Below are 23,781 nucleotides of genomic sequence, written 5' to 3'. Positions count from 1 at the left end.
TAGCAAGGGCGCCACAACGCCATGGTCACCATCGCCATCATCGGCCGACCCAATGTCGGCAAGTCGACGCTGTTCAATCGGCTCGTCGGCCGCAAGCTCGCGCTCGTCGACGACCGCCCGGGCGTCACGCGCGACCGGCGCGAGGGGGAGGCGAGCCTTCAGGATCTCGAATTTCGCATCATCGACACCGCCGGCCTCGAGGTCGCCGCCGCCGAGACGCTGGAGGGGCGCATGCGCGCCCAAACCGAGATGGCGATCGACGCGGCCGATCTCTCGCTCTTCATGGTGGACGCCAAGAGCGGGATGACGCCGCAGGACGAGGTGTTCGGCGAGCTCTTGCGCCGGCGCAACAAGCCGGTGATCCTCGTCGCCAACAAGTCTGAAGCGCGGGGGTCCGACGCCGGCTTCTACGATTCCTACGCGCTCGGCCTCGGCGATCCCTGCCCGATCTCGGCCGAGCACGGCGAGGGGATGGGCGACCTTCGCGACGCCATCGTCGCCAAGCTCGGCATCAAGAGCTTTTACGACATCGACGAGGAAGAGGCCGACGAGGCGGTCGGTGACTCCATCGAGTTCGACGAGGACGGCGAGCCGATCGGCTCCTACGATTCCACCAAACCGCTCAACATCTGCATCGTCGGCCGCCCGAATGCCGGCAAGTCGACGCTCGTCAACCGCTTCCTCGGTCAGGACCGGCTGCTGACCGGCCCGGAGGCCGGCATCACCCGCGACTCGATCTCGGTCGAGTGGGAATGGCGCGGGCGCCGGATCAAGATGTTCGACACGGCGGGCCTGCGCCGCAAGGCGCGCGTGCAGGAAAAGCTGGAGAAGCTTTCGGTCGCCGACGCGCTGCGCGCCATCAAATATGCCGAGGTCGTGGTGGTGGTGCTCGACGTCACGATCCCGTTCGAGAAGCAGGATCTCTCGATCGCCGACCTCATTGCCCGCGAGGGCCGCGCGCCCGTTCTCGCCTTCAACAAGTGGGATCTCGTGGAGGACCGGCAGGCGGTGCTGGCCGATCTTCGCGAGAAGACCGATCGCCTCCTGCCGCAGCTGCGCGGCGTCAAGGCCGTGACGATTTCGGGCGAGACCGGGGAGGGCCTCGACCGGCTGATGACGGCGATCACCGAGACGCACGAGACCTGGAACAAGCGTGTCTCCACCGCCAAGCTCAACCAGTGGCTGGAGCGCATGGTGGCGCACCATCCGCCCCCGGCCGTGGCCGGTCGCCGCGTCAACGTGAAGTACATCACGCAGATCAAGACGCGCCCGCCGACCTTCATCCTGTCGACCTCGCGGCCCGAAGCGATCGGCACCGCCTATCTGCGCTACCTCATCAACGGCCTGCGCGATCAGTTCGGTCTGACCGGCATTCCGATCCGCATGACCATGCGCAAGTCCGAAAACCCGTTCGCCGGACGGCGCAAGAAATACACCTGACCCCGCCGGCCGAGGGGCGTTAACCAGCCACTAAGGTTAATGAGCGATGTTCGACGTCCGAAGGAACCCTTGGAAGTCGAGCCATGCGCGGACAAACACCACGTGACGGAACGGCGCGACGCGGCCCGAAGGCGGCCCGTTCACGCTTCGGCCGCCGCGCGTTGGCCTCGCTCGCCCTGGCGCTGACATTCGCGCCGCTTTTGCCCACCGCGCCCGCGATGCCCGAGCTACCCCCCTCGGCCGGCCCTCAGGCCTCGCCCGTGCTCGCCGCGGTGTCGGATGCGACGCGCCTTGCCGTCGCAGCCATCGTCCCAGGCGGTGCCCGCACGCTCTACATCCACGATGCCGCCGGCAACGTCCTCGCCGACAGGGGAGGGCGCGTCGCGCCCGGCCGCCGCCCGGCGGTCCAGGCGCATTTCGCCGCCGGTCGTGTCGTCGACCCTGCCGGGCTGCTGCGCCCCGGCATCGCCATCGGCGACAGCGAGATGCGCACGGCGCTGGCCGGGCCGCAACGCTGGGACGGCTCGGTGCAACTCGCCGGCAATTTCCGCTCGCCTGCCGCGCGCGCCGCGTCGCCGGCCGTCGTCGAGGACGCCCCGGTGCAGGTGGCCGCCATCGAGACGCGGAACGTGCCGGTCGCCGCGCCGAGCGCCGCGGATGCCGGTGCCCTCGAAACGCTGGCCGCCTATGCCGCGGCCCCGGCGCCGGGCGTGCCCTCGCTCTTCGACGCCGTGCTCGGCGCCAAGCCCGACGGCTTCGTGCCGCCGCTCGGCAAGGGCGACCATTCCTGGGCGGCGACCGTGCTGCCGGCGTCCGCCTTCACGCCGGAAGAGCAGACGTGTCTCGCCACCGGCATCTATTTCGAAGCGCGCGGCGAGACAGAGCAGGGACAGGCCGCCGTGGCGCAGGTCATCCTCAACCGCGTGCGCAACCCCACCTACCCCAAGACGATCTGCGGGGTTGTCTATCAGAACGCCAGTTGGCGCAATCGCTGCCAGTTCTCCTTCGCCTGCGACGGCATCAAGGACGTCATCTGGAACAAGCGGGCCTATGAGACCGCCGAGCGAATCGCCGATCAGGTGACGACGGGTGAGACCTGGCTGCCGGAGGTCGGATCCGCCACACATTACCACGCCACCTACGTTCACCCCCGATGGGCTCGTGCGATGAAGCAGGTCGACAAGATCGGCCTCCACATCTTCTACCGCACCTTCGGCGGCGGCTGGAACTGAGCGCTCGCCGTCCCAACTGAACGTCGTAAACGCCTGTACCGGCCATCTTCACGACATGAACACATGATGTTGAACAGCGGGCGGGCTGCCACGGCGGCTCCGCGGGAAGGCAGACGATGAGCGACGAGAGCGACACTCCGCAGCGCAGCGAGGCCGAATGGGCCGCCGACAGGGCGCGCCTGCAGCAGCGCCTCGACCGGCTGAAATCGGAGCAGGCCGCCGCGACCGTGGACCCGACGACGCCGGGCAGCATGCAGGGCATGGCCGCGGGACTCAAGATCGCCAGCGAGTTCATCGCCGGCATCGCCGTCGGCGGCGCCATCGGCTACGGAATCGACCGGCTGTTCGGAACCCTGCCCATCGGTCTCGTGGTGTTCCTCATGCTCGGCTTCGCGGCGGGCGTTCTCAACGTCGTTCGCTCGACGAAGCCCAAGGATGACGTGCCCCCTGCCGCATCCTGAGCCAAACTCCCCGCTATAGGCCTTCAAAACGCGCTCCGGGTGTTGCGAAGCGCGGTTCGGGACGCTATGGCAGTGGCGCCCCGGAAGGGCTCGCATGAGAGGACCAGGCGTTTGGCGAACGATCCGCTTCACCAGTTTCAGATTTCTCGGATCGTTCCGATCGAGATCGGCGGGCTCGATTTCTCGTTCACCAACTCGTCGCTGTTCATGGTCGCGACCGTCGCCGTGGCGACGGGCTTCCTCTACTGGTCGACCCGTGGTCGCGGCCTCGTGCCGAACCGGGCGCAGTCGGTCTCCGAGCTGTCCTACGAATTCATCGCGAAGATGCTGCGCGACGCCACCGGCTCGGCGGGCATGCGCTTCTTCCCGTTCGTCTTCTCGCTCTTCATGTTCATCCTGGTCGCCAACCTGATCGGGATGTTCCCCTACTTCTTCACGGTGACGAGCCACATCATCGTCACCTTCGCGCTCGCCATGCTGGTGATCGGCACGGTCGTCGCCTACGGCATCAAGTCCCACGGCCTCGGCTGGTTCAAGGTCTTCGTGCCGTCGGGTGTTCCAGGCGCGATCCTGCCCTTCGTGGTGCTGATCGAGCTGATTTCCTTCCTCTCGCGCCCGGTTTCGCTGTCGGTTCGTCTCTTCGCCAACATGCTGGCGGGCCACATCACGCTCAAGGTCTTCGCCGGGTTCGTCATTTCGCTCGGCAGTCTCGGCGCGGTCGGCGTCGTCGGCGCCATCCTTCCCATGCTCATGACGGTCGGGATCACGGCGCTCGAGTTTCTCGTCGCCTTCCTCCAGGCCTATGTGTTCGCGGTCCTCACCTGCATGTACCTGAACGACGCCGTTCACGTTCATCACTGAGCCGTCCCTCGCGTTTCGCGGCGGAATCGCCGCGGATCCTACCCGCACGATCCAATCAAAAGGAGTTCTTATGGACGCGGAAGCTGCACGTTACATCGGCGCTGGTCTCGCTTGCTTCGGCATGGCCGGAACGGCTCTGGCCCTCGGCAACATCTTCTCGAGCTTCCTCACGGGCGCTCTTCGCAACCCGTCGGCTGCCGACGGTCAGTTCGGCCGCCTCGTCTTCGGCTTCGCCGTGACGGAAGCGCTGGGCATCTTCTCGCTCCTGATCGCGCTGCTGCTGCTCTTCGTCTAAGAGCCGACCGCAGGGATTGTGCAGCCGGCCGCTCCCGACGGGGCGGCCGGTCCCGTATCACCGGAGACCAACATGATCGTCAACGAAGCGTCCGCGCAGACGGCAGCGCCCGATGCGAGCCACGACGCCAGCCACGGAACGACGCTGATTGAATCTCCGGTGCCGGCGACGGGCGAAGCGATCGCCATTCCCGAGGGAAGCCACGAGGAAGCCGGCTTCCCGCCGATGAACCCCGAATTCTTCGCGTCGCAGATCCTGTGGCTCGCGATCACGTTCGGCGTGTTTTACTACATCCTCAACAAGGTCATCGTGCCCCGCCTGTCGGCGATCCTCGAGAACCGCCGCGAGCGCATCGCTCTCGATCTCGATGCCGCCGAGCGCATGCGCGCCGATGCCGACGAAGCGCAGGCCGCCTACGAGCAGGAACTGGCCACCGCTCGCGAGAATTCACACCGTATCGCCGCCCAGGCCCGCGAATCCGCTCGTGCCGACGCCGACGCGCAGCGCAAGCGCATCGAAAGCGAGCTTGATGCCCGCCTCGAAGCCGCGCAGGCTCGCATCGACGAGGTGAAGTCCAAGGCCCTGGCCGATGTCGACGTGATCGCCACCGATGCCGCCGAGGCGATCCTCAACGACGTCGCCGGCCTTTCCGTCAACCGCGAGGACGTATCCCGCGCGGTCCAGTCCGTCCGTTCGTAAGGAGGCCGTTCGATGGCATTCGACAACACCTTCTGGGCGCTGATCGGGCTCATCCTGTTCCTTGCTCTCGTCGCCTATCTCAAGGCGCCGGCAATGATGACGAAGGCGCTCGACAAGCGTGCCCATCAGATCCGCAACGAACTCGACGAGGCCAAGGAACTGAAAGAGGAGGCCAAGCGCCAGCTCGCCGAGTTCCAGCGCCGTCGTCGTGAGGCCGAGAGCGAGGCCCGCGACATCGTGGCGGCCGCCCAGCGCGAGGCCAACGGCCTGCTCGAAGACGCGCACCGCAAGAGCGACGAATACGTGACCCGTCGCACGCAGGTTGCCGAGCAGAAGATTTCGCAGGCCGAGGCCGATGCGATCGCCGAGGTCCGCGCCTCAGCCGTGAATATCGCGGTGGATGCCGCGACGCGCATTCTGACCGAGCGCAATGTCGGAGGCGATGCCCGCATGACCGACCAATCGATCGAGGAAGTCCGTCGCCGCCTCAACTGAGCGGCTTGGATCGAAATTGGAGAAGGCCGGTCTTGTGCGACCGGCCTTTTTTCGTTCCGCGATCCCGATCCTATCAGGCGAATGAAAGCGTGCGCTGGCGGATCGGGCTGAACGTGTGGCGATGGTACGGGGAGGGCCCGTGGCGATCGAGCGCATCAAGATGCGCCGGCGTGCCGTAGCCCATGTGCTGGCCGAACCCGTAGGCGGGATGGGCGCGGCAGAGTTGGCGCATCAGCCGGTCGCGGGTCACTTTCGCGACGATCGATGCGGCGGCGACGCTGAGCGATCGCCCGTCGCCCCCGATGACGGCGGTCGCCGCGCAGCCGAGACGCATGGGTATGTCGCGCCCGTCGATCAATGCATGACAGGGGAGGCGGGCGAGGCCTGTCAGGGCCCGGCGCATTGCGGTCAGCGTCGCCTGTCGAATGTTGATCCGGTCGATTTCGCCAGCGCTTGCCGAGCCGATCGACACGGTCGCCGTGCGCAGGATCTCGACGAACAGACGCTCACGATCCTCGGACGACAGGACCTTCGAATCGTTCAGCCCATCGGGGATTGCCAATGGGTCGAGCCATACCGCGCTGGCGACCACTGGGCCGGCGAGAGGACCTCGTCCTGCTTCATCAATGCCGGCGATGGCCTGGAGGCCACCCGCCAGCAGCGCGGCTTCGAGCGCAAAGTCGGGTCCTGCAATGACGAGACGTGGTGTTGCCCGTTTGGATCGTTCGGCCTTCAGCGGCTTGCCGCTTGACTTCGCGGGTCCGGTCGGCCGGACGGCGCTGGAAGAGGCGGGAGAATCGGAGGAACGGCGGGCCATGATGCGGCAAGACTCGCGCATTCTCCGATTCTCCACAAGGCTTGCCGCAAGGGGGACGGCGGCGCGGCAAGCCTTGCTGCCGATCGCGGGGAACGACCGGCAAGGGGATATCATCCTGAATCGAAACGCCAACAGTCCTGCTTGAAACCGCCATGCGATTCGGTGTTCTTCCCGGCTCCCGGCTCCCGGCTCCCGGCTCCCGGCTCCCGGCTCCCGGCTCCCGGCTCCCGGCTCCCGGCTCCCGGCTCCCGGCTCCCGGCTCCCGGCTCCCGGCTCCCGGCTCCCGGCTCCCGGCTCCCGGCTCCCGGCTCCCGGCTCCCGGCTCCTAGAGGAGCGAGAGCTGGACGCCGGCACCCTTGGGTGCACGGAACAGGTCGGTGCGCAGCTGCGTGCGCTCCAAGTTCAGCTCCAGCCGCTTGGCTGCGATTTCGAAGCGGCGGCGGATCTGCTGGGCATAGGGACCACGGCCGGTCATCCGCTTGCCCCACTCGGCGTCGTAGTCCTTGCCGTCGCGCATCGAGCGCAGCAGGGACAGGACGTGGCGATAGCGGTCGGGATAGTGCTGCAGCAGCCAGTCCTTGAAGATCGGCGAGACCTCGAGCGGCAGGCGCAGCAGCACGTAGCCGACCTCGCGCGCGCCGGCCTCCTTCGCGGCCTCCAGCAGGCGTTCGATCTCGTGATCGGTCAGCCCGGGAATGATCGGCGCCGTCATCACCATCGTCGGAATGCCGGCGTCCGACAGCTGGCGGACGGTCTCGAGGCGTTTGGCGGGCGTCGCCGCACGCGGCTCCATCGTGCGGGCGAGGCGCCGGTCGAGCGTCGTCACCGACAGGGCCACCTTCGCCAGGCCCTTGGCGGCCATGCGAGACAGGATGTCGATATCGCGGGTCACCAGCGCCGATTTGGTGACGATGCCGACGGGGTGATGGGCCGCCTCCAGCACTTCGAGGATCTCGCGCATGATGCGCCGGGTCTTCTCGATCGGCTGATAGGGATCGGTGTTGGTGCCGATGGCGATGGACCGGGGCTCGTAGCCGCGCCGCGAGATCTCGTCCTCCAGAAGCTCGGCCGCGTTCGGCTTGGCGAAGAGCTTCGACTCGAAGTCGAGCCCCGGTGACAGCCCCATATAGGCGTGGGTCGGCCGGGCGAAGCAGTAGACGCAGCCATGCTCGCAGCCGCGATAGGGATTGATCGAGCGATCGAAGGAGATATCGGGCGAGGTGTTCTTCGAAATGATGGTGCGGGGCGTCTCGACCTGCACCTCGGTACGGAAAGCCGGCAGTTCGTCCAGCGTCGCCCACCCGTCGTCGAAAGCGCTGCGGGCGAAGGGCTCGAAACGGCCGGACGGATTGACACCGGCGCCGCGACTCCGCCGCCGGTCGAAGCCGATGCGCAGGCCGGACTGGGCGATCACGTGGTTCGCCATGTCGACGCCGCCGCCGGGAGCGAAGGCGGCGCGATCGGCGGTCTGGATCTCCTGCATGGGACAACCTTCCGTTCGGCAGTTTTGTCTGTGACCTCAGTCCTAATGATCGGAGAAGAACAATACAAGAACAAAATAAGGAATGGCGCCGAGGCGCTGGCGTCCGGTCCTGCCATTGGCTATGCGAAACGCATGCTCAGCGCCCTCATCTTCGACGCCGACGAACCCGTCGCCCTCGCCGATACGCTCGCCACGCTCGTACCGGGCGCCATCGAGGGCGTGCTGCGCGAAGTCGTGGTGGTGGATGGCAGGCATCCCGAAGTTCGGCGGGTGGCCGATCACGCGGGTTGCCGCCTCGAGGATCTGTCGATGCTGGCCGACATCGCAGCGAGTTTCAAGGGCGACTGGGTGCTCGTGGTGCGCTGTGGCGACCGGCTGGGCGCGGACTGGGTGGAGCTTGCCGCGCGCCACGCCGCGGGGAGCGAAAGGACGGAAGCTGGACGGCTGGACACCAGTGTTCGAGGCGGACGAGATTGGACGCAGGTCTGGCGTCCGCGCCCGCGCGCACTGATCGTCCCGAAGGCGCACCTCGCCCGAAGGCTGGCCGCGAAGGCCCCGCCGGGAGACTGGGCGCGGGGGCTCCGTGTCAGGCGGCTGCGCGAGACCGTGCGCTAGGCGCGAGTTCTCGCTCGGAGGCGGATTTCATACCGGGACGCCGGCGCCGCGGCGGAGGTGCTCGTCGAGGCGTGGCATGATCTCGACGAAGTTGCAGGGCTTGTGGCGATAGTCGAGCTGGGCGGCGAGGATGCCGTCCCAGGCATCGCGGCAGGCGCCGGGCGAGCCCGGCAGCACGAAGACGAAGGTGGCGTTGATGACGCCGCCCGTGGCGCGGGACTGGATGGTGGAAACGCCGATCTTGTCGAAGGAGATGCGGTGAAAGACGGCCGAAAAGCCGTCCATGCGCTTCTCGAAGATCGGCTCCAGGGCTTCGGGTGTGACGTCGCGTCCGGTGAAACCGGTGCCGCCGGTGGTGATCACGACGTCGATCGCGGCATCGCGCGACCAGTCGAGGACGCGTTCGCGGATCGCGTTCCGATCGTCCGGCACGATGGCTCGTGCCGCCAGCCGGTGTCCGGCAGCTTCAAGCCGCTCCGCCAGCGTATCGCCGGAGCGATCGTCCTGAAGGGTGCGGGTGTCGGAGACCGTCAGCACGGCGATCCCGAGCGGCAGGAAATGACGTTCGGTCGAGGTCACGGCGACACTCCGGTTGCGGCGACATGGGTCGGGAGCACCCACCAGTTGGGTTGGCAGACCGCCACGTGGCGGGCTGCGGCGTGGCAGGCCACATCGTCTTCGAACAGGGCGAACACGGTGGCACCGGAGCCCGACATGCGCGCGAACCGGGCGCCGGCCTCGCGAACAAGGATGAGGGCCTCGCCGATGGCCGGTGCGAGGCTCAGGGCGGGCGCTTCGAGGTCGTTCCGTGTTTCTCCGAGCCAGTCGACGAGCGTGTTCAGCGACGGGAAACCGAATTCGGGGACCGGTGGCAGAGGCGGGTTGTCTCGGCGTGCCAGCGCCGTGAAGACGGCGGGCGTCGAAACGGGCGTGCCGGGATTGACGAGCAGCATCGACAGCCGGGGCAGGGCGGCGAGGGGGTCGGCGACCTCCCCGATGCCGCAGACGCGGGCGGCGATCCCGTCGAGGCACATGGGCACGTCGGCGCCGAGCCGCAGCGCGTCCGCGCGCAGCGTTTCGCCGAGGGCGGGGGCGCGTCGCAGCAGCACCCTCAGCAGCGCCGCGGCGTCGGCCGAGCCACCGCCGATGCCGGCAGCCAGCGGCAGGCGCTTGTCGAGTTCGATGCGCAGCGGATCGAGCGTGTGCCCTCGCGCCGCCATCACCGCCCGGGCGCAGTCGAGGGCGCGCAGGACGATGTTGTCGCGCGCGGCGGGGAGCGCGGCGGCGAAGGGGCCGGCGAGGTCGAGCCGGTCGGTGTCCGACGGGGAGACGTGCAGCCGATCCCCTTCGGCCGCAAAGACCACCAGGCTATCCAGCATGTGATAGCCGTCGGGCCGTTGGCCGGTGACGTGGAGCGCGAGATTGATCTTGGCGGGCGCGGTTTCCAGAACGCCGCTTTCGCGCGCCCAGGTGTCGGCGGTTAAGACGGCGTCCATCGCTCAGTTCGGCTGCGTCGGCGCCTGCTGCTTCACCTCGTTGGCGGCTCGCTCGCCCGCCGGCTTGGCGTCTGGAGCGGAGCCCTTCACCGGCGTCGCCGCCTCCATGCCCTCGGCGAGCTTGCGCTGGATGCGTTCGACATCCGCCGCCTCGGGCTTGGGCTCGCCGGTGAGCGCGCGGCTCCACTGGAAGCGGGCCTCGCGGTCGCGGCCGACGCGCCAATAGGCGTCGCCCAGATGGTCGTTGATCGTCGGATCGGCAGGGGTGATCAGCACGGCGCGCTCGAGCTGCGTCACCGCGTCCGGGTAATTGCCGAGGCGGTAGTAGGCCCAGCCAAGCGAATCGATGATGTAGCCGTCGTTCGGCCGCAGATCGACGGCGGTGCGGATCATCTGCAGCCCCTCGTCGAGGTTGCGGTTCATGTCGACCCAGGAATAGCCGAGATAGTTCAGCACCTGCGGCTGGTCGGGCGAGAGCTCCAGCGCCTTCTTGAAGTCGGGCTCGGCCTTGTCCCACTGCTTCAGGCGCTCGAAGGCGATGCCGCGCTGGTAATAGATGTTCCAGTTGTTCGGGCCTTCGGGTGGTGCGAGTTCGATCGCCCGGTCGAGAAGGCCCACGGCCTCGCCATATTCCTTGTCCGCGGCCAGCACGTCGGCGAAGGCCAGGTGCGCCTGCAGGTCGTCGGGATAATCGGCGACGGCGGTGCGGAGATGCGCCTTGGCTTCCGTCTTGCGCTCGGCCTGCCAGAGGTCGAGGCCCATCTGCAGCTCGGCGGTGCGCCGGTAGGGCGAACCTTCGGGGATCTGGCGATAGTAGGAGAGGGCGAGGTCGATCTGCTTGGAGCGGTCGGCGATGCCGGCCAGCGCCGTCAGCAGCTTGGGATCCTGCGTCTCGGCTACGGCGCGCGCGAACTGGAAGTAGAGGAGAGCCACGTCCTGTCCGTCGCCACGGTTGATCGCCTGGCCGAGAATGTAGAGCGCTTCCGCCGCGCCGTTTTGCACGGTGGCGATCGGAGCGGCGATCGTCTTTCCGGCCTCGATCTCCGACTTCAACTGCGTCAGTGGCTCGTAGGAGGGCGCGAGGTCGAGACCCTTGGCGACGGCCGCCAGCGCTTCGGTCTTGCGGCCCGCGCGAGCCTCGACGCGCCCGAGCGCCTCGGCACCGGCGAGGAAGGCGTCGATCGAGGTCTGGGCGGCCGTCTGGTCGTCGACGAGCGCACCGAGCGACAGGCGGGCGCGGTCGAGATTGCCCGCATAGGCGGCGAGGAGCCCGCTCTGGTACTGGTTGAAGACGGTGAACCAGGAGGTGCCGTTCACGGCGTCGAGTCGAGCCAGCGCCTCCTTCGGGCGCTTGGCGCCGGCATCGGCCCAAGCCGAGAGATGGCCGACGAGCAGCGTGTCGAGATCACTCGTGTCTTGAAGCTTCAGTTCGCCGATCGCGGCGTCGAACCGTCCGGCGCGCATCGCGTCGAGCGCGAGGGCGATATGAGCGACCTTGCCGACCTCCTCGTCGTCGGCAAGCTTGGCGGCGAGGGCGACGCCAGCCTTGAAGCGACCGTCGGCGAGATAGGCGAACATCGCCTCCTGCTGCAGCGTGTCGGAGGTCGGGTCGAGCGACAGCGCCTTGTCGTAATAGTCGGCGGCGATGTCGGGCTGGCGGTTCTCTCTCGCCTGCTTGGCGGCGAGATAGGCTCCCGACAGGGATTGGACGTCGATCGGCGCGGCCTGTGCCGGCGCGGCTGACTCGGCCGCCGCCTCGGTCGTCTGCGCCTTCGCCGCCTGCCCCGCGAGGAGGGACGCGGCGAGGGCGGCGGCCAGTGCGATCCGCGAGGTCAGCGTTGTTTCCACGTCGAATTCCCTTTTCCCTGCGAACCGCCGAGCACGATCGGCCCAAGCTCTATCGCCGTTCGCGCGGCCGCGCAAAGCGTTGGCCGATCCTTCACCGCGCACGATGTTTATTTTGCGACGCGGGGCCGAGGGCAGACGCAGGCGCGGCGATGCGTCCCTAGTTGATGCGTTCGATGCAGAAATCGACCACGGCGAGGAGGGCCTCGCGGCTGCGGCTCGCCGGCACGCCGTCGAGTGCAGCGCTCGCGGCCTGTCCGTAGCGCCGGGCGCGGTCCTTCGTCGCCTCGAGCGCGCCGTGGCGTTCGATCAGCTGGCGGGCGCGGGCGAGCGCCGCGTCGTCGTTGCGGCCTTCCTCCATGGCTCCGCGCCAGAAGGCCCGCTCGTCCTCGGTGCCTGCCGCATAGGCGAGGATCACGGGCAGCGTGATCTTGCCCTCGCGGAAGTCGTCGCCGACATTCTTGCCGAGCGAGGAGGCCGACCCCCCATAGTCGAGCACGTCGTCGACGAGCTGAAAGGCGAGGCCGAGATTAAGGCCGTAGGCGGCCATCGCCTTTTCTGCGGCATCGCCTGCCCCGGCTATCACCGGACCGACTTCGGCGGCGGCAGCGAAGAGCGCGGCGGTCTTGGCCTCGATCACGGCCGTGTAGTCGGCCTCGCTCGTGGTCATCTGCTTGGCGGCCGAGAGCTGCCAGACCTCGCCCTCGGCGATCACCGCCGAGGCGTTGGAGAGAATGGCGAGCGCCCGCATCGAGCCGACCTCGACCATCATCTTGAAGGCCTGACCGAGAAGATAGTCGCCGACGAGCACGCTCGCCTGGTTGCCCCAGATGGTGCGCGCCGTCTTGCGGCCGCGCCGCAAATCGCTTTCGTCCACCACGTCGTCGTGCAGCAGGGTCGCGGTGTGCAGGAACTCGACGCTCGCGGCGAGCCGGACATGGCCGTCGCCCTCGTAACCGAAGGCGAGCGCCGAGGCGATCGTCAGCATCGGGCGCAGGCGCTTGCCGCCCGAGGAGATCAGGTGGTCCGCGATCTCCGGGATCAGCTCGACGTTCGAGCCGGCCATGGAGAGGATGAGCGCGTTGACGCGGTCCATGTCGGACCGGGTCAGCCCGAGGATCGGATCGATCGAGGCGACCGTTCGGGTCTGACCCACGGCACTGGCTAGGCTCACGAAAATTCTCCGTTGGTTGCGCGCGGCATAGCGGGGCGAGCGCGCAGCGGCAAGTGCGGAAAGTGCCGCGCCGTCCGTTCCGGGTTTGGAACGAGGCGCGATCGGCTGCCTCGTCCCTTGCGATGTGGGGCCGTTTCGCGCCAAGTCACGCCCATGCTCGAACTCATCCGCTCCAACGACCCCGTTCTGCTCTCCTTCGTGGGGTCCCTTCTGAAGGATTCCGGCATCGAGCATTTTCTCGCCGACGGCCATATGAGCGTCCTCGACGGCTCGATCGGCGCCATTCCCCGGCGCATGCTCGTCGACGGCGAACGTATCGAGGACGCCCGTCGCCTGCTGCGCGACGCCGAGCTCGGCCATGAACTCTCCGATCCCGCCTGAGGGCGCGTCGGCGCCCGACGCGGCGACGAGCACGGACGCGTTCCTGCGCGGCGCCTTCCATCTGGTCCAGCCGGCCGGTCGCGGCTTTCGCGCCGGGCATGACGCGTTGCTGCTCGCCGCCTGCGTCGGCGACGCCATGGCGGGCCGGGCGCTCGACATGGGGGCGGGCAGCGGCGCCGTGGCCTTCGCGGCCGCCTGCCGCGCCGACGGCATCCATCTCGATCTGGCCGAGCGCAACGCCGAGATCGCCGCGCTCGCCGAGCGATCGCGGCGTTTAAGCGCGAACGCGGCGTTGGCCGGGCGGCTGGCGGTGCGGGTGGCGGATCTCCTGAGCCCCCGCGCGGCCCGCGAGGCTGCTGGGCTCCGGGACGGCGCCTACGATCTCGTGCTGACCAACCCGCCTTTTCATCCCGCCGGCCAGCGGCGCTCGCCCGATCCACTGCGCGACGAGGCCCGTGCCATTCCCGGCGCCGATTTCCTGGCGCGCTGGATCGCGGTGGCGGCAGCGCTCTTGCGGCCGGGAGGGCGACTGGCGCTGATCGGGCGACCGGAAAACCTGCGCGACCTCCTGCCGGCGGCCGACAACCGCTTCGGCTCGCTGCGCCTTCTCGCCGTGCATCGGGATGTCGACGCACCCGCGAGCCGCATCCTGCTCGGCGCCGTCGCCGGCTCGCGCGAGCCGATCCGCATCCTTCCCCCGCTCGTCCTCGATGCCGAAATGCGCGAGCGGATTTCTCTGGGGTGTCATCACATCCGCGGCATTCTGGACGAGGCGTAGGCGCCGCCTTGGCGAAAGGGCGGGCGCGAACCTACATCGGGCGCTCCGATCCATCGAACCTTCAGGGCACATCTTGGCCAACGCGATCCGCAAGTTCCTTCCCAAGCGCTTCCGCCGGGAGGAAACCGTCGTCCCCGTGGTGCGGCTCAGCGGCGTCGTCATGGCGGGTGGGGGCGGGCCGTTCCGCCAGTCGATCTCGCTCGCCTCCGTCGCGCCACTGCTCGAGCGCGCCTTCGCGATGAAGGACGCGCCGGCCGTGGCGATCTCGATCAACTCGCCGGGCGGCTCGCCCGTTCAGTCGCGCCTCGTCTTCCAGCGCATCCGCGACCTCGCGGAGGAGAAGAAGAAGCACGTCATCGTCGCCTGCGAGGATCTGGCGGCCTCGGGCGGCTACATGATCGCGTGCGCCGGCGACGAGATCATCGCCGATCCCTCCACCGTCGTCGGCTCGATCGGCGTCGTTTCGGGCGGCTTCGGCTTCGTCGATCTCATCGCCAAGCTCGGCGTCGAACGCCGCGTCCATACGGCGGGGCAGAACAAGGCGACGCTCGACCCGTTCCGCCCGGAGCGCCCGGAAGACGTCGAGCACTTGAAGGCCCTGCAGCTCGACGTCCACAAGACCTTCATCGACCTCGTCCAGTCGCGGCGCGGGCCGAAGCTCGCCGATCATCCCGATCTCTTCACCGGCCTGTTCTGGTCGGGCACCAGGGGGCTGGAACTCGGTCTCGTTGACCGGCTCGGGGACCTGCGCGGCGTGGTGCGCGAGCATTACGGGCCGAAGACCAGGCTGGCGGTGATTCAGGGACGGCGCGGCCTGTTCGGGCGGCGTGCGGCGGGCGCGGTCGCCGGCTTCGACGCCGGCGCGCTGGGGGCATCGCTCGGTGCGGGTCTTCTGGAGGCGGCCGAGGAGCGGGCGCTCTGGGCGCGCTACGGGCTCTGATCCGGCTTGGCGGCGGGACGGGGATGCCATACGTTGGCCCCAACCCGCCCCCATGATCCGCAGCAGTCGAAACCATGGTCAGTCTCATGCCTCTCGTCCTCTTCGGAATCGTCGGCGCCGCCGCCTATTTCGGCTATCAGCAGCTGCGCAAGGAGACGGTCCGCGTCGTCGAGCGCAACCGACGCTCCGAGCAGGAAATGCGCTCGGGCTCGCAGGGCACGCTCGAACGGGGGCCGGACGGGGTCTATCGCCTGCGCAAGGACTGACCGGCCCCCGGGCCGGTGCTGGGCCTGATCGGCCGGGTCCGACTTGACCCCCGGTCGGGCGCCGTGGCAACTCGCTCGCCAGAAGAGCGGCGCGCATGCCGCCGACGCCAGAAGCCCAAGGTCCGCTGCCATGTCCGATCTCGCCCCGCACATGCGGCCCGAACACTCGTTTCAGGGCCTCATCCTCGCGCTGCATCGCTACTGGGCCGATTACGGCTGCGTGGTGCTGCAGCCCTACGACATGGAAGTCGGCGCTGGCACCTTCCACCCCGCCACGACGCTGCGCGCGCTCGGCCCCAAGCCGTGGAACGCCGCCTATGTGCAGCCCTCGCGCCGGCCCAAGGACGGCCGCTACGGCGAGAACCCCAACCGGCTCCAGCACTACTACCAGTATCAGGTGATCCTGAAGCCCAACCCGCCGAACCTGCAGGAGCTCTATCTCGGCTCGCTGAAGGCGATCGGCGTCGACATGGCGCTGCACGACATCCGCTTCGTCGAGGACGACTGGGAGAGCCCGACGCTCGGCGCCTGGGGCCTGGGCTGGGAGTGCTGGTGCGACGGGATGGAGGTCTCGCAGTTCACCTATTTCCAGCAGGTCTGCGGCATCGAATGCGCGCCGGTGGCGGGCGAGCTGACCTACGGGCTGGAGCGTCTGGCGATGTATGTCCAGAACGTCGACAACGTCTACGATCTCAACTTCAACGGCCGCGAGGGCGACGAGAAGGTCACCTACGGCGACGTCTTCCTACAGGCGGAGCGCGAATATTCGCGGTTCAACTTCGAGATCGCCGACACGAAGATGCTGCTGACGCATTTCGACGATGCCGAGCGCGAATGCGCCGCCATCCTGGCCGCGGGCGCGCCGCTCGCGGGCGAGGCGCTGCATCGCTGCGTGCTGCCCGCCTACGATCAGGCAATCAAGGCCAGCCACGTCTTCAACCTCCTCGACGCGCGCGGCGTCATCTCCGTCACCGAGCGCCAGAGCTACATCCTGCGCGTTCGCACGCTCGCCAAGGCCTGCGGCGAAGCCTTCCTGATGACGGAAGCGGGCGGCGCCGGATACGTGCCGCGGGTGCCCGTCGCGGCCTGAACGGCGACGGTCCGTCCACCGGCCGCGGGGCTTCGCAGCCGCGACCCGATCTCGCATGGTGCGCTTTCTCGCAACAGGAGACGCACCATGAAGGTCGCCCTCATCGGCGCATCCGGCCAGGCCGGGTCCCGCATTCTCGACGAACTGGTTCGCCGCGGCCATTCCGTCACCGCGATCACCCGCAATCCCTCGAAGATCGTCGAGCGCGATGGCCTCACCTCGCTCGCGGGCGACGTCGCCGACGCCCAGGCGCTGGGCCGGATCCTGACCGGGCACGACGCCGTGGTGAGTTCGGTGCATTTCAGCGCGAGCGACCCGGACAAGCTGATCGAGGCCGTGCGCGCCTCCGGCGTGAAGCGCTACATCGTGGTTGGCGGCGCCGGCAGCCTGGAAGTCGCGCCGGGTGTCCGTCTGATCGACAGCCCGCAATTCCCCGCCGAGTACAAGGCCGAGGCGAGCGCAGGCGCGGCCTTCCTCGACCAGTTGCGAACCATCGACGATCTCGACTGGACCTTCCTCTCGCCCTCGGCCGTCTTCACGGCGGGCGAGCGCACCGGCACCTTCCGCCTCGGCGGTGACGCGCTGCTCGCCAACGATCAGGGCTCCAGCATCTCCTTCGAGGACTATGCGATCGCGCTCGTCGACGAGCTGGAGACGCCTCGCCACGTCCGCGGGCGCTTCACCGTCGGCTACTGACCGCCCACGAAAAAGGGGCGCCCCTGAAGGCGCCCCTCGTCATCCGTTCGATGGGGTCAGCGCAGCGCCGAGGCGAACTGCGCGGTCGGCCAGCCGTCGGCGGCGACGCCCATCTTGATCTGCTCCTCGCGCACCGCGGCGCGAGTGTTGGCGCCGAGGATGCCGTCGATTTTCCCGACGTCGTAGCCCTTGGAGGCCAGCGTCTGCTGCAGCGTTTTCATGCTCTCGCCGTCGAGGCCCGGCTGCGGGTTGCCCATGTCCACGGCGGGATCGCCCGCCAGCCGCGTGCCGAAATAGCCGGCGGTGAGCGAATAGGTCAGCGAGTTGTTCCACTCGAGATAGATGTCGAAGTTCGGGAAGGCGAGGAAGGCCGGCCCGCCCTTGCCCTGCGGCAGGATGATCGAGGCCATCATGCCGTCGCGCTCAAGGGCCGAGCCGTCCGATTTGGTGACGCCGAGCCGGGCGAACTCCGAACGCGGCTCCTTGTTGACGAGCGCTGCGCGATCGAAGGGGAAGTCGGCGGGAATGCGGATCGCTTCCAGCCAGGGCTCGCCGCGACGCCAGCCCATCGACTGGATGAACTTGCCGGTGGTCATCAGCACGTCGGGGACGTCGGTGAGGAGATTGACCTCGCCGTTGCCGTCCTGGTCGGTGCCGAAGGCGACGTAGTCTTCGGGCAGGATCTGCGTCTGGCCGAGTTCTCCGGCCCAGGCGCCCTTCATCTGGTTCGGGCGCAGGTACCCCTTGTCCACGAGCTCGATCGCCGAGAGGAGATGCGGGCGGAAGATCTCCGGGCGGCGGCAGTCGTGGGCGAGCGTGGCGAGCGCGCTCAGTGTGTCGAAATCGCCGAGCACCGCGCCGTAATCGGTCTCCAGGCCCCAGAAGCTGGCGATCACCGGCCCGGGAACCCCGGTCGCGGCCTCCACCTCGCGGAAGGTCGAGGCGTATTTCTTCAGGTTCGCGACACCGCGGGCGAGGCGGTCCTTGTTGACCATGCGGCCCTGGAACTGGCTCCAGGCCTGCTGGAAGACGCCCTGGCCGCGATCGCGCGCCAGCACCTTCTCGTCCTGCCGGACATTGGCGAGCGAGGCCTCGATCGCGCCCGCGGAGATGCCCTTGGCCGCGGCCTCGGCCCGCACGCCCTGCAGGAACTGGCCGAAGTCGCCGCCGCATTGGGGCGCCTGGGCCGCGGCGGCGGAGACGCCGCCGAGAAGGGCGAGGGTGAGAACGGCGATGCGCGTCAGCGGTGCGGTCATGGAGACGGGGAACCTTGTGGATCGAAGGAGATGGCGCATCCTCAAGCCGCCAATAACGGCGCTTTGAAGAAGCGGGCTGAGATCAGGACCCGGTGCTGTGTGCCGCGAGCCAGCGTTGCCAGTCGTCGCGCGTGCCGGAAAAAGCGTTGCGATCGACCTCGCCGGTGACGCCGGGCACCGTCCCGGTCGCCGTCCACTGCCAGAAGCGAAAGTCGCGCTCGGTGTAGTTCGTGTCGGGGTGGTCCTTCACCCCGCGCAACCAGAACTGATGGTTCGGAAAGGTGCCGACCAGCCGGTCGCGGTGGATGTCGATCGGCGCGTAGATGATCGGGCGCACGCCGTAATGGCGCTCCAGCGCGTCCATGAAGGCCGTCATCTCGCGCACCATCTCGTCGCGCGGCGGGCGGCGCGTGCAGGTCGGCGAGTCTGGCGTCCATTCGACGTCGAGCACCGGGGGCAGGGCGGCCGGGTCCTTCGGCACGTTGGCGATGAACCAGCGGGCCTGCTCGGCGCCCGGCCTGCACCAGTAGAAGAAGTGATAGGCGCCGCGCGGCATCGCGGCGGCCTTGGCGTCCTTCCAGTTGCGTGCGAACGCCGAATCGACGCGGTCGCCGCCTTCGGTGGACTTGATGTAGGCGAAGGCGACGCCGCCGCGCTTGGCGGCGCTCCAGTCGATCTCGCCCTGATATTTCGAGACGTCGATTCCGTGGACGGGATAATGGTCGGGCCGCGTGCCGGAGACGCCGGTCAGCCCGAGGTCGCGCGCGTCGAGCGAGGCGCTCTGGCAAGCCGCCAGAAGCAGCGTCGCGGCCAAGGCGCCGATCATCGCGACGGCGCGGCCCGGCCGGTGGCCGCCTGGGGTCGAAGCGCGCGAAGCGCTCGCGCGGAAGAGGGGGAGCGGCATCGGCGTCCTTCGCATGGGTTCCGCGACCCTGGCGCCGAAAGCTGGCCCGAGGCTGGCTCGATCGGCCGTCTCACCCCGTTGTGAGTGATGCCGTGTAATGCGCTGACATCATGCGTGATCGAAAGATCCGAACCAAACCGAGGTGAAGCCGTTGTGCGGTGGGACGACCCTTGAACAGGAAACCAGAACAATGAAGACGATCTCTCTCGCTCTCGGCGCCGCCGCCCTTCTGGCTCTGTCAGCCTGCTCGGACAACAGCTCCTCGACGCCGGCCGCGACGACCACCACGACTCCGCCGGCCGCGACCACGACGACGACCCCGTCGACCACGACCACCACGGCGCCGGCCACGGGAACGATGGCTCCTGCGACGGGCACGACCGGCACGACCACCACCAACTGATCGAGGTGATCCCGGCGCCTGACGCTGGATCGCAACGATATCCGGGCCCGCAGCGCCGAGCGTTGCGGGCTTTTCGATTCAGACGGATGGCGACGGGAAGCCGGTTGCAGCGCTTCCGTCTCTCGCTGCGACGCGATAGAACCGGGACGGCGGCGCATCGGTCGCCGGTGGGAACGAAACCCATGTCGATCTTCTCGAGTCTGGGGCAACTGCTCCGCGACCTCGCCTCCAGCGGCGCTTCCACGATCGAGGCGCTCGTCGAGCGCGTTCGCGCCAGTTATTCCGACGATCGCGCCACACGCCGTCGCGTGGCCTTCTCGGTCGCGATGATCGCGCTCTCGGCCAAGATGGCCAAGGCTGACGGTGTCGTCAGCCAGGCCGAGATCTCCGCCTTCCGCCGGATCTTCAAGATCCCGCCGCAGGAGGTGCGCAACGTCTTCCGCCTCTACGACCTCGCCCAGCAGGACACGGCCGGCTTCGAAAGCTACGCCGCCCGGATGCGGTCTCTGTGCGAGACCGGCGACGAGGATTGCGCGTTGCTCGGCGACGTCCTCGACGGCCTGTTCCACATCGCCGGCGCCGACGGCATCGTCCATGAGCGCGAGTTGGCCTTCCTGCACCGTGTCGCTCAGCTCTTCGGGCTCACCGAGGCGCAGTTCGAGAACCTGAAGGCGCGGCACGTGCGCGGCGGCGAGGCCGGCGCCTACGCGGTGCTCGGCGTCCAGCCGACCGATTCGCCCGAGGCGATGCGCAAGCGGTATCTCGCCCTCGTGCGTGAGAACCATCCCGACCGGCTGGCCGCGCGCGGCGTCCCCGAGGAGTTCATGGCCATCGCCACCGAGCGGATGAAGGCGATCAACGCTGCCTGGGCGACGGTCGGCAAGCTGGCGGTCACGTGACGCCCGACAGCGCGCTCGTCGATCGGGTCGTCGCCTCGCCCAATCACGGCGAGCGGCCGGACGGCCGCGTGCCCGACCTCATCATCCTCCACTATACCGGCATGGTCAGCGGCGAGGCCGCCATCGAGCGACTGACCGATCCCGCCAGCTCCGTATCGGCCCATTACGTGGTCGAAGAGGACGGGCGCATCCTGCAGTTGGTTCCCGAGATGCGCCGCGCCTGGCATGCCGGCGTGTCGTTCTGGCAGGGATCGCAGGATCTCAACTCGCGCTCGATGGGCATCGAGATCGTCAATCCCGGGCACGAGCACGGCTACCGGCCGTTCCCCGACGTCCAGATGCGCGTCGTGATCGAACTGTGTCGAGATTGCGGCGAGCGGTGGTCGATCCCACCCGTCGGGATCCTCGCTCACTCCGATATTGCACCCGCCAGGAAAGAAGATCCCGGCGAGTTGTTCCCGTGGGATCAACTTTTTCGCGCGGGCATTGGACACTGGGTCGAGCCCGCCCTATCGAGCGGCGGTCGTTTCCTGATGCAGGGAGACCGGGGGCAGCCGGTCGAGGCCTATCAGGGCCTGCTGGCCGCCTATGGCTACGGGGTGTCGATCGACGGTATCTTCGGGGATGAGACGCGCCTCGCGACCGTCGCGTTCCAGCGCCACTTTCGCCCGCAGCGCCTCGACGGCGTCGCCGACGCGGGCGTGATCGCGACCCTGCACAAGCTTCTCGTCAGCCGCTGATCGGGACCTCCAGGCGCCGGTTTCCAGCCGCAGAAATCGCGCTATTATTTCAGATTTTAACATTCCGTTACCAACGGATCACATTCGCGGTTCATTTGGCCGTCACAAACCCGCCGTCACCGCCGCTGCGGATCTTGCGGCAAGAATGGGGACGGCGACCCGAGCGTTTGACGGGGTTCCGCCGATAATCCGCTAGGACGAAAATGAGAAGACTGCCTGCCATGGCTTGCGCCGTGACGCTTCTGCTTGCCCAGATTTCCGGGGCACTTGCCGACACTGCTTCCTCGACCTCCCTCGCACCGGTGGGAAAGCCCGCCGCCTCTGACGCGACCGACACCGCCGACACGGCGGACACGCCCGAGACGGAGAGCCTTCGCAGCCGACCCTTCGCCGACATCATCGAGCGCGAGGCCAAGGCCGCCGGCGTTCCCGTCGAACTGGCCCACGCCATCGTCGCGGTGGAGAGCAACTACCGCGTCGACGTCACCGGCCGCGCCGGCGAGATCGGCCTGATGCAGATCAAGCCCGCTACCGCCCGCGACATGGGCTTCGAGGGCGACAAGAACGCGCTCTACAATCCGGCCGTGAACATCAAGTACGGCATGCGCTACCTCGCCGGCGCCGAGCGTCGCGGCGGCGGCACCCTGTGCGGCACCATCCTCAAGTACAATGCCGGGCACTATTCCAAGCGCATGAACCCGACCTCCGCCCGCTACTGCGAGAAGGTCAAGGTCGTCCTCGCCTCGATCTGAGGCGCACCGATGACCCCGCGCTCGGCTCTCCGGGCGCTCTGCCCGGTTGACTTGGCCGTCCTGCCGGGCGACACCCCGCGCACCAGTCGGCTGGGCGGCCGCTCTCGTCATGTGTCGAAAGACGGCGGGAGAGGAAAGTCCGGGCTCCACGGAGAAACGGTGCCGGATAACGTCCGGCGGGGGCGACCCTAGGGACAGTGCCACAGAGAACAGACCGCCTTCCATCCGGGGTCCACGGGGTTTCCCGCGGGCGTCGATCCATGGGAGGTAAGGGTGAAACGGTGGGGTAAGAGCCCACCGCGCCGCTGGCAACAGGGGCGGCAGGGCAAACCCCACCGGGAGCAAGACCGAATAGGAACGACGCGGCGGGAAACCGCCAGCCCTCTCCGGGCCGGTCGTTCGGGTGGGTTGCAGGAGGCGCCGCGCGAGCGGCGTCCCAGAGGAATGGTCGCCGGGCAGCGCAAGCTGTCGCACAGAACCCGGCTTATAGGCCGACTGGTCTCGTCTCCCCGCCATCACAGCTCGGTGCCGAAAGGCCGTCCGATGCGAACGCTGCTCCGTCCCGAGCCGCGGCCCTTCGCTCCGGAGAGCGGCGTGGGATCGCGTCCCACACCGACGATCTCCCGTCTTAGCCCTCCGCATCCCAAGCACGGCGCCGCCCGCGCCGGTCCCCGGCATCTCTCAATACGAGTGTTCGAGCCAGAGGCCGGCGGGCGTCTCGGCATCATTTTGTCCGACTCTTCAAGACCTCGCGAAAGCCCTGAATCCAATGGCTTTTTGCACTGCACAGGGCTGGCGAAGCCCTGGCCGGACACCGATACGGTAGATCGTTAACCCTTTGTTAATGCTGCCGACGTTGCCGTTTCGCAACGATTGGGTTTCGATCTGAACGTCCGATGCGGCGTGCCCGATCCCATTGACCCCCATGGGGTCCCATGTTATCCCATTTTTCACAGTTCGCGGGGTCGTGCGGGCCGAATTCCACCATTGGCAGTTGTGTTCCCCGATCGTTCGATTGGGGTGCGCGAGAGGGCTTTCCTGTCGTGCCGCACGTCCATGTCCGGAGATCGCGCCCGCTTCGGTCCTCGCGGAGCAACCGAATACGGGAGTGTTCGAAACGAGGGTGGTGTGTTGGGGGTGCTGGACCGTTTCCTGTCCAACTCGGTCAACAACATCGACGCCAAGGGACGGGCGTCGGTTCCCGCTCCGTTTCGGCAGGTTCTCGCCGCCAAGGGGTTTGGCGAACTCTACGCATTGCAGGCGATCGGCCAGCCGGCCATCGACGTCGGGGGCATGGATCTTCTCGAGCGCTACGAAACCCGGATGGCGCAGGAAGATCCGTTCAGCGAGGAGTACGCCGACATGTCGCTCTTCGCCTATGGAGACGGCGCCTTCCTGAAGTTCGATTCGGAAGGCCGGATCATGGTGACGGATTTCATCCGCGCCCACACCGGCATCACTGACCGCGTCGCCTTCGTGGGGCGCAGCCACTTCTTCCAACTCTGGGAGCCATCCCGGTTCGAAGCCCACAGGGCCGAGGCGCGCGCGCGTTTGACCGCGCGGCGCGGCGGTCGGGGCGTGTCAGAGAGTACACCGGAATGATGACGGATCACGGCATGGCCGAGGAGCCTGCCGATGGCGGACCGGTTCGTCACATTCCGGTGCTTCTCGGCGCTGTCCTCGATGCACTCGACCCGCAACCGGACGACCTGATGGTCGACGGGACGTTCGGGGCGGGCGGCTATTCAGCCGCCCTTTTGCGT

General features: G+C 68.0%; 28 protein-coding genes and 1 other RNA gene. 20 read left to right on the top strand and 9 right to left on the bottom strand.

From position 1 onward, the window contains the following. The first annotated feature begins 21 nt into the window (after nucleotides 1-21). From der to AUL33_RS05160, 7 genes are all read left to right on the top strand, one after another. Nucleotides 22-1,440: a ribosome biogenesis GTPase Der gene (gene der / locus AUL33_RS05190; protein ID WP_062204690.1), complete on the top strand. Its 1,419-nt coding sequence runs from the start codon at nucleotides 22-24 to the stop codon at nucleotides 1,438-1,440. Between the two features lie 218 nt (nucleotides 1,441-1,658). After that, the gene (locus tag AUL33_RS05185; RefSeq protein ID WP_244491991.1) at nucleotides 1,659-2,672 is read left to right on the top strand and encodes a cell wall hydrolase; all 1,014 of its coding nucleotides are present in this window, start codon (nucleotides 1,659-1,661) and stop codon (nucleotides 2,670-2,672) included. 116 nt (nucleotides 2,673-2,788) lie between these two features. Continuing rightward, nucleotides 2,789-3,133, top strand: coding sequence for an AtpZ/AtpI family protein (locus tag AUL33_RS05180; protein ID WP_062204684.1), 345 nt, complete (start codon nucleotides 2,789-2,791; stop codon nucleotides 3,131-3,133). Nucleotides 3,134-3,244: 111 nt separating this feature from the next. Further along, nucleotides 3,245-3,994, top strand: a complete 750-nt coding sequence (locus tag AUL33_RS05175) for a F0F1 ATP synthase subunit A (protein ID WP_062204680.1) — start codon at nucleotides 3,245-3,247, stop codon at nucleotides 3,992-3,994. A 70-nt stretch (nucleotides 3,995-4,064) separates the two neighbouring features. Continuing rightward, nucleotides 4,065-4,289, top strand: coding sequence for a F0F1 ATP synthase subunit C (locus AUL33_RS05170; protein ID WP_019996925.1), 225 nt, complete (start codon nucleotides 4,065-4,067; stop codon nucleotides 4,287-4,289). A gap of 72 nt (nucleotides 4,290-4,361) precedes the next feature. After that, the gene (locus AUL33_RS05165) at nucleotides 4,362-4,988 is read left to right on the top strand and encodes a F0F1 ATP synthase subunit B (protein WP_082652326.1); all 627 of its coding nucleotides are present in this window, start codon (nucleotides 4,362-4,364) and stop codon (nucleotides 4,986-4,988) included. 12 nt (nucleotides 4,989-5,000) lie between these two features. After that, nucleotides 5,001-5,483: a F0F1 ATP synthase subunit B gene (locus tag AUL33_RS05160; RefSeq protein ID WP_062204678.1), complete on the top strand. Its 483-nt coding sequence runs from the start codon at nucleotides 5,001-5,003 to the stop codon at nucleotides 5,481-5,483. 73 nt (nucleotides 5,484-5,556) lie between these two features. Here the strand turns inward: AUL33_RS05160 and AUL33_RS05155 are convergent, their stop codons facing one another. Together AUL33_RS05155 and AUL33_RS05150 are read right to left on the bottom strand one after the other, a co-directional pair. Continuing rightward, complete coding sequence (locus tag AUL33_RS05155; RefSeq protein ID WP_306302789.1) at nucleotides 5,557-6,432, bottom strand: ribonuclease HII; 876 nt, start codon at nucleotides 6,430-6,432, stop codon at nucleotides 5,557-5,559. Between the two features lie 193 nt (nucleotides 6,433-6,625). Next, nucleotides 6,626-7,783: a PA0069 family radical SAM protein gene (locus AUL33_RS05150; RefSeq protein WP_062204674.1), complete on the bottom strand. Its 1,158-nt coding sequence runs from the start codon at nucleotides 7,781-7,783 to the stop codon at nucleotides 6,626-6,628. 132 nt (nucleotides 7,784-7,915) lie between these two features. Between AUL33_RS05150 and AUL33_RS05145 the strand changes: the two genes are divergently transcribed. Next, nucleotides 7,916-8,398, top strand: a complete 483-nt coding sequence (locus AUL33_RS05145; protein WP_062204672.1) for a hypothetical protein — start codon at nucleotides 7,916-7,918, stop codon at nucleotides 8,396-8,398. Nucleotides 8,399-8,425: 27 nt separating this feature from the next. Here the strand turns inward: AUL33_RS05145 and moaB are convergent, their stop codons facing one another. The 4 genes from moaB to AUL33_RS05125 all read right to left on the bottom strand — a co-directional run bounded on the left by moaB (nucleotide 8,426) and on the right by AUL33_RS05125 (nucleotide 12,835). Next, nucleotides 8,426-8,977: a molybdenum cofactor biosynthesis protein B gene (gene moaB, locus AUL33_RS05140; protein WP_062204670.1), complete on the bottom strand. Its 552-nt coding sequence runs from the start codon at nucleotides 8,975-8,977 to the stop codon at nucleotides 8,426-8,428. Beyond that, on the bottom strand, nucleotides 8,974-9,894 hold the full coding sequence (locus AUL33_RS05135; protein WP_062204668.1) for a 4-(cytidine 5'-diphospho)-2-C-methyl-D-erythritol kinase: 921 nt from the start codon (nucleotides 9,892-9,894) through the stop codon (nucleotides 8,974-8,976). The genes moaB and AUL33_RS05135 overlap by 4 nt, the downstream gene beginning before the upstream one ends. Before the next feature lie 3 nt (nucleotides 9,895-9,897). Then, nucleotides 9,898-11,742, bottom strand: coding sequence for a tetratricopeptide repeat protein (locus AUL33_RS05130; protein WP_062204666.1), 1,845 nt, complete (start codon nucleotides 11,740-11,742; stop codon nucleotides 9,898-9,900). A gap of 157 nt (nucleotides 11,743-11,899) precedes the next feature. After that, nucleotides 11,900-12,835: a polyprenyl synthetase family protein gene (locus AUL33_RS05125; protein ID WP_082652331.1), complete on the bottom strand. Its 936-nt coding sequence runs from the start codon at nucleotides 12,833-12,835 to the stop codon at nucleotides 11,900-11,902. A gap of 231 nt (nucleotides 12,836-13,066) precedes the next feature. Here AUL33_RS05125 and AUL33_RS05120 point away from each other — a divergent pair, with 231 nt between their 5' ends. From AUL33_RS05120 to AUL33_RS05095, 6 genes are all read left to right on the top strand, one after another. Beyond that, nucleotides 13,067-13,294, top strand: coding sequence for a DUF2007 domain-containing protein (locus AUL33_RS05120; protein ID WP_062204662.1), 228 nt, complete (start codon nucleotides 13,067-13,069; stop codon nucleotides 13,292-13,294). Continuing rightward, nucleotides 13,272-14,072 carry a tRNA1(Val) (adenine(37)-N6)-methyltransferase gene (locus AUL33_RS05115; RefSeq protein ID WP_062204659.1) on the top strand — a complete coding sequence of 267 codons (801 nt, stop codon included), beginning with the start codon at nucleotides 13,272-13,274 and terminating at the stop codon, nucleotides 14,070-14,072. The genes AUL33_RS05120 and AUL33_RS05115 overlap by 23 nt, the downstream gene beginning before the upstream one ends. Before the next feature lie 73 nt (nucleotides 14,073-14,145). Beyond that, the gene (locus AUL33_RS05110; RefSeq protein ID WP_062204658.1) at nucleotides 14,146-15,012 is read left to right on the top strand and encodes a S49 family peptidase; all 867 of its coding nucleotides are present in this window, start codon (nucleotides 14,146-14,148) and stop codon (nucleotides 15,010-15,012) included. A gap of 86 nt (nucleotides 15,013-15,098) precedes the next feature. After that, a complete protein-coding gene (locus tag AUL33_RS05105; RefSeq protein ID WP_244491990.1) occupies nucleotides 15,099-15,278 on the top strand; it encodes a hypothetical protein in 180 nt (59 codons plus the stop codon). Between the two features lie 130 nt (nucleotides 15,279-15,408). Next, the gene (locus AUL33_RS05100) at nucleotides 15,409-16,368 is read left to right on the top strand and encodes a glycine--tRNA ligase subunit alpha (protein ID WP_062204654.1); all 960 of its coding nucleotides are present in this window, start codon (nucleotides 15,409-15,411) and stop codon (nucleotides 16,366-16,368) included. Between the two features lie 87 nt (nucleotides 16,369-16,455). After that, nucleotides 16,456-17,064: an NAD(P)-dependent oxidoreductase gene (locus tag AUL33_RS05095; RefSeq protein ID WP_062204651.1), complete on the top strand. Its 609-nt coding sequence runs from the start codon at nucleotides 16,456-16,458 to the stop codon at nucleotides 17,062-17,064. 56 nt (nucleotides 17,065-17,120) lie between these two features. Here the strand turns inward: AUL33_RS05095 and AUL33_RS05090 are convergent, their stop codons facing one another. The 3 genes from AUL33_RS05090 to AUL33_RS22035 form a co-directional block, all read right to left on the bottom strand. Beyond that, the gene (locus tag AUL33_RS05090; RefSeq protein ID WP_062204648.1) at nucleotides 17,121-18,320 is read right to left on the bottom strand and encodes a lytic murein transglycosylase; all 1,200 of its coding nucleotides are present in this window, start codon (nucleotides 18,318-18,320) and stop codon (nucleotides 17,121-17,123) included. An 82-nt stretch (nucleotides 18,321-18,402) separates the two neighbouring features. Further along, a complete protein-coding gene (locus tag AUL33_RS05085; protein ID WP_244491988.1) occupies nucleotides 18,403-19,224 on the bottom strand; it encodes a glycoside hydrolase family 25 protein in 822 nt (273 codons plus the stop codon). Between the two features lie 108 nt (nucleotides 19,225-19,332). Continuing rightward, nucleotides 19,333-19,785 carry a hypothetical protein gene (locus AUL33_RS22035; protein WP_156419287.1) on the bottom strand — a complete coding sequence of 151 codons (453 nt, stop codon included), beginning with the start codon at nucleotides 19,783-19,785 and terminating at the stop codon, nucleotides 19,333-19,335. A 24-nt stretch (nucleotides 19,786-19,809) separates the two neighbouring features. Here AUL33_RS22035 and AUL33_RS05075 point away from each other — a divergent pair, with 24 nt between their 5' ends. From AUL33_RS05075 to mraW, 6 genes are all read left to right on the top strand, one after another. Continuing rightward, the gene (locus tag AUL33_RS05075; RefSeq protein WP_062204642.1) at nucleotides 19,810-20,526 is read left to right on the top strand and encodes a DnaJ family molecular chaperone; all 717 of its coding nucleotides are present in this window, start codon (nucleotides 19,810-19,812) and stop codon (nucleotides 20,524-20,526) included. Then, entirely contained in the window at nucleotides 20,523-21,266 is a 744-nt protein-coding gene (locus tag AUL33_RS05070) for an N-acetylmuramoyl-L-alanine amidase (protein ID WP_062204638.1), read from the top strand. The genes AUL33_RS05075 and AUL33_RS05070 overlap by 4 nt, the downstream gene beginning before the upstream one ends. A gap of 203 nt (nucleotides 21,267-21,469) precedes the next feature. Continuing rightward, complete coding sequence (locus tag AUL33_RS05065) at nucleotides 21,470-22,018, top strand: lytic transglycosylase domain-containing protein (protein ID WP_062204634.1); 549 nt, start codon at nucleotides 21,470-21,472, stop codon at nucleotides 22,016-22,018. Between the two features lie 82 nt (nucleotides 22,019-22,100). Further along, nucleotides 22,101-22,521: RNase P RNA component class A (gene rnpB, locus AUL33_RS05060), an RNA gene on the top strand. 637 nt (nucleotides 22,522-23,158) lie between these two features. Beyond that, nucleotides 23,159-23,620, top strand: a complete 462-nt coding sequence (gene mraZ, locus AUL33_RS05055) for a division/cell wall cluster transcriptional repressor MraZ (protein WP_062204794.1) — start codon at nucleotides 23,159-23,161, stop codon at nucleotides 23,618-23,620. Further along, the coding region (gene mraW / locus AUL33_RS21505) for a 16S rRNA (cytosine(1402)-N(4))-methyltransferase (RefSeq protein WP_082652330.1) at nucleotides 23,617-23,781 on the top strand (165 nt) is incomplete at its 3' end. The genes mraZ and mraW, both read left to right, overlap by 4 nt.

This window comes from Aureimonas sp. AU12 (assembly GCF_001463705.1).
Taxonomy (GTDB): Bacteria; Pseudomonadota; Alphaproteobacteria; order Rhizobiales; family Rhizobiaceae; genus Aureimonas.
The sequence above is the reverse complement of the archived record's forward strand: the minus strand, read 5'-3'. Positions and strand labels throughout refer to the sequence as shown.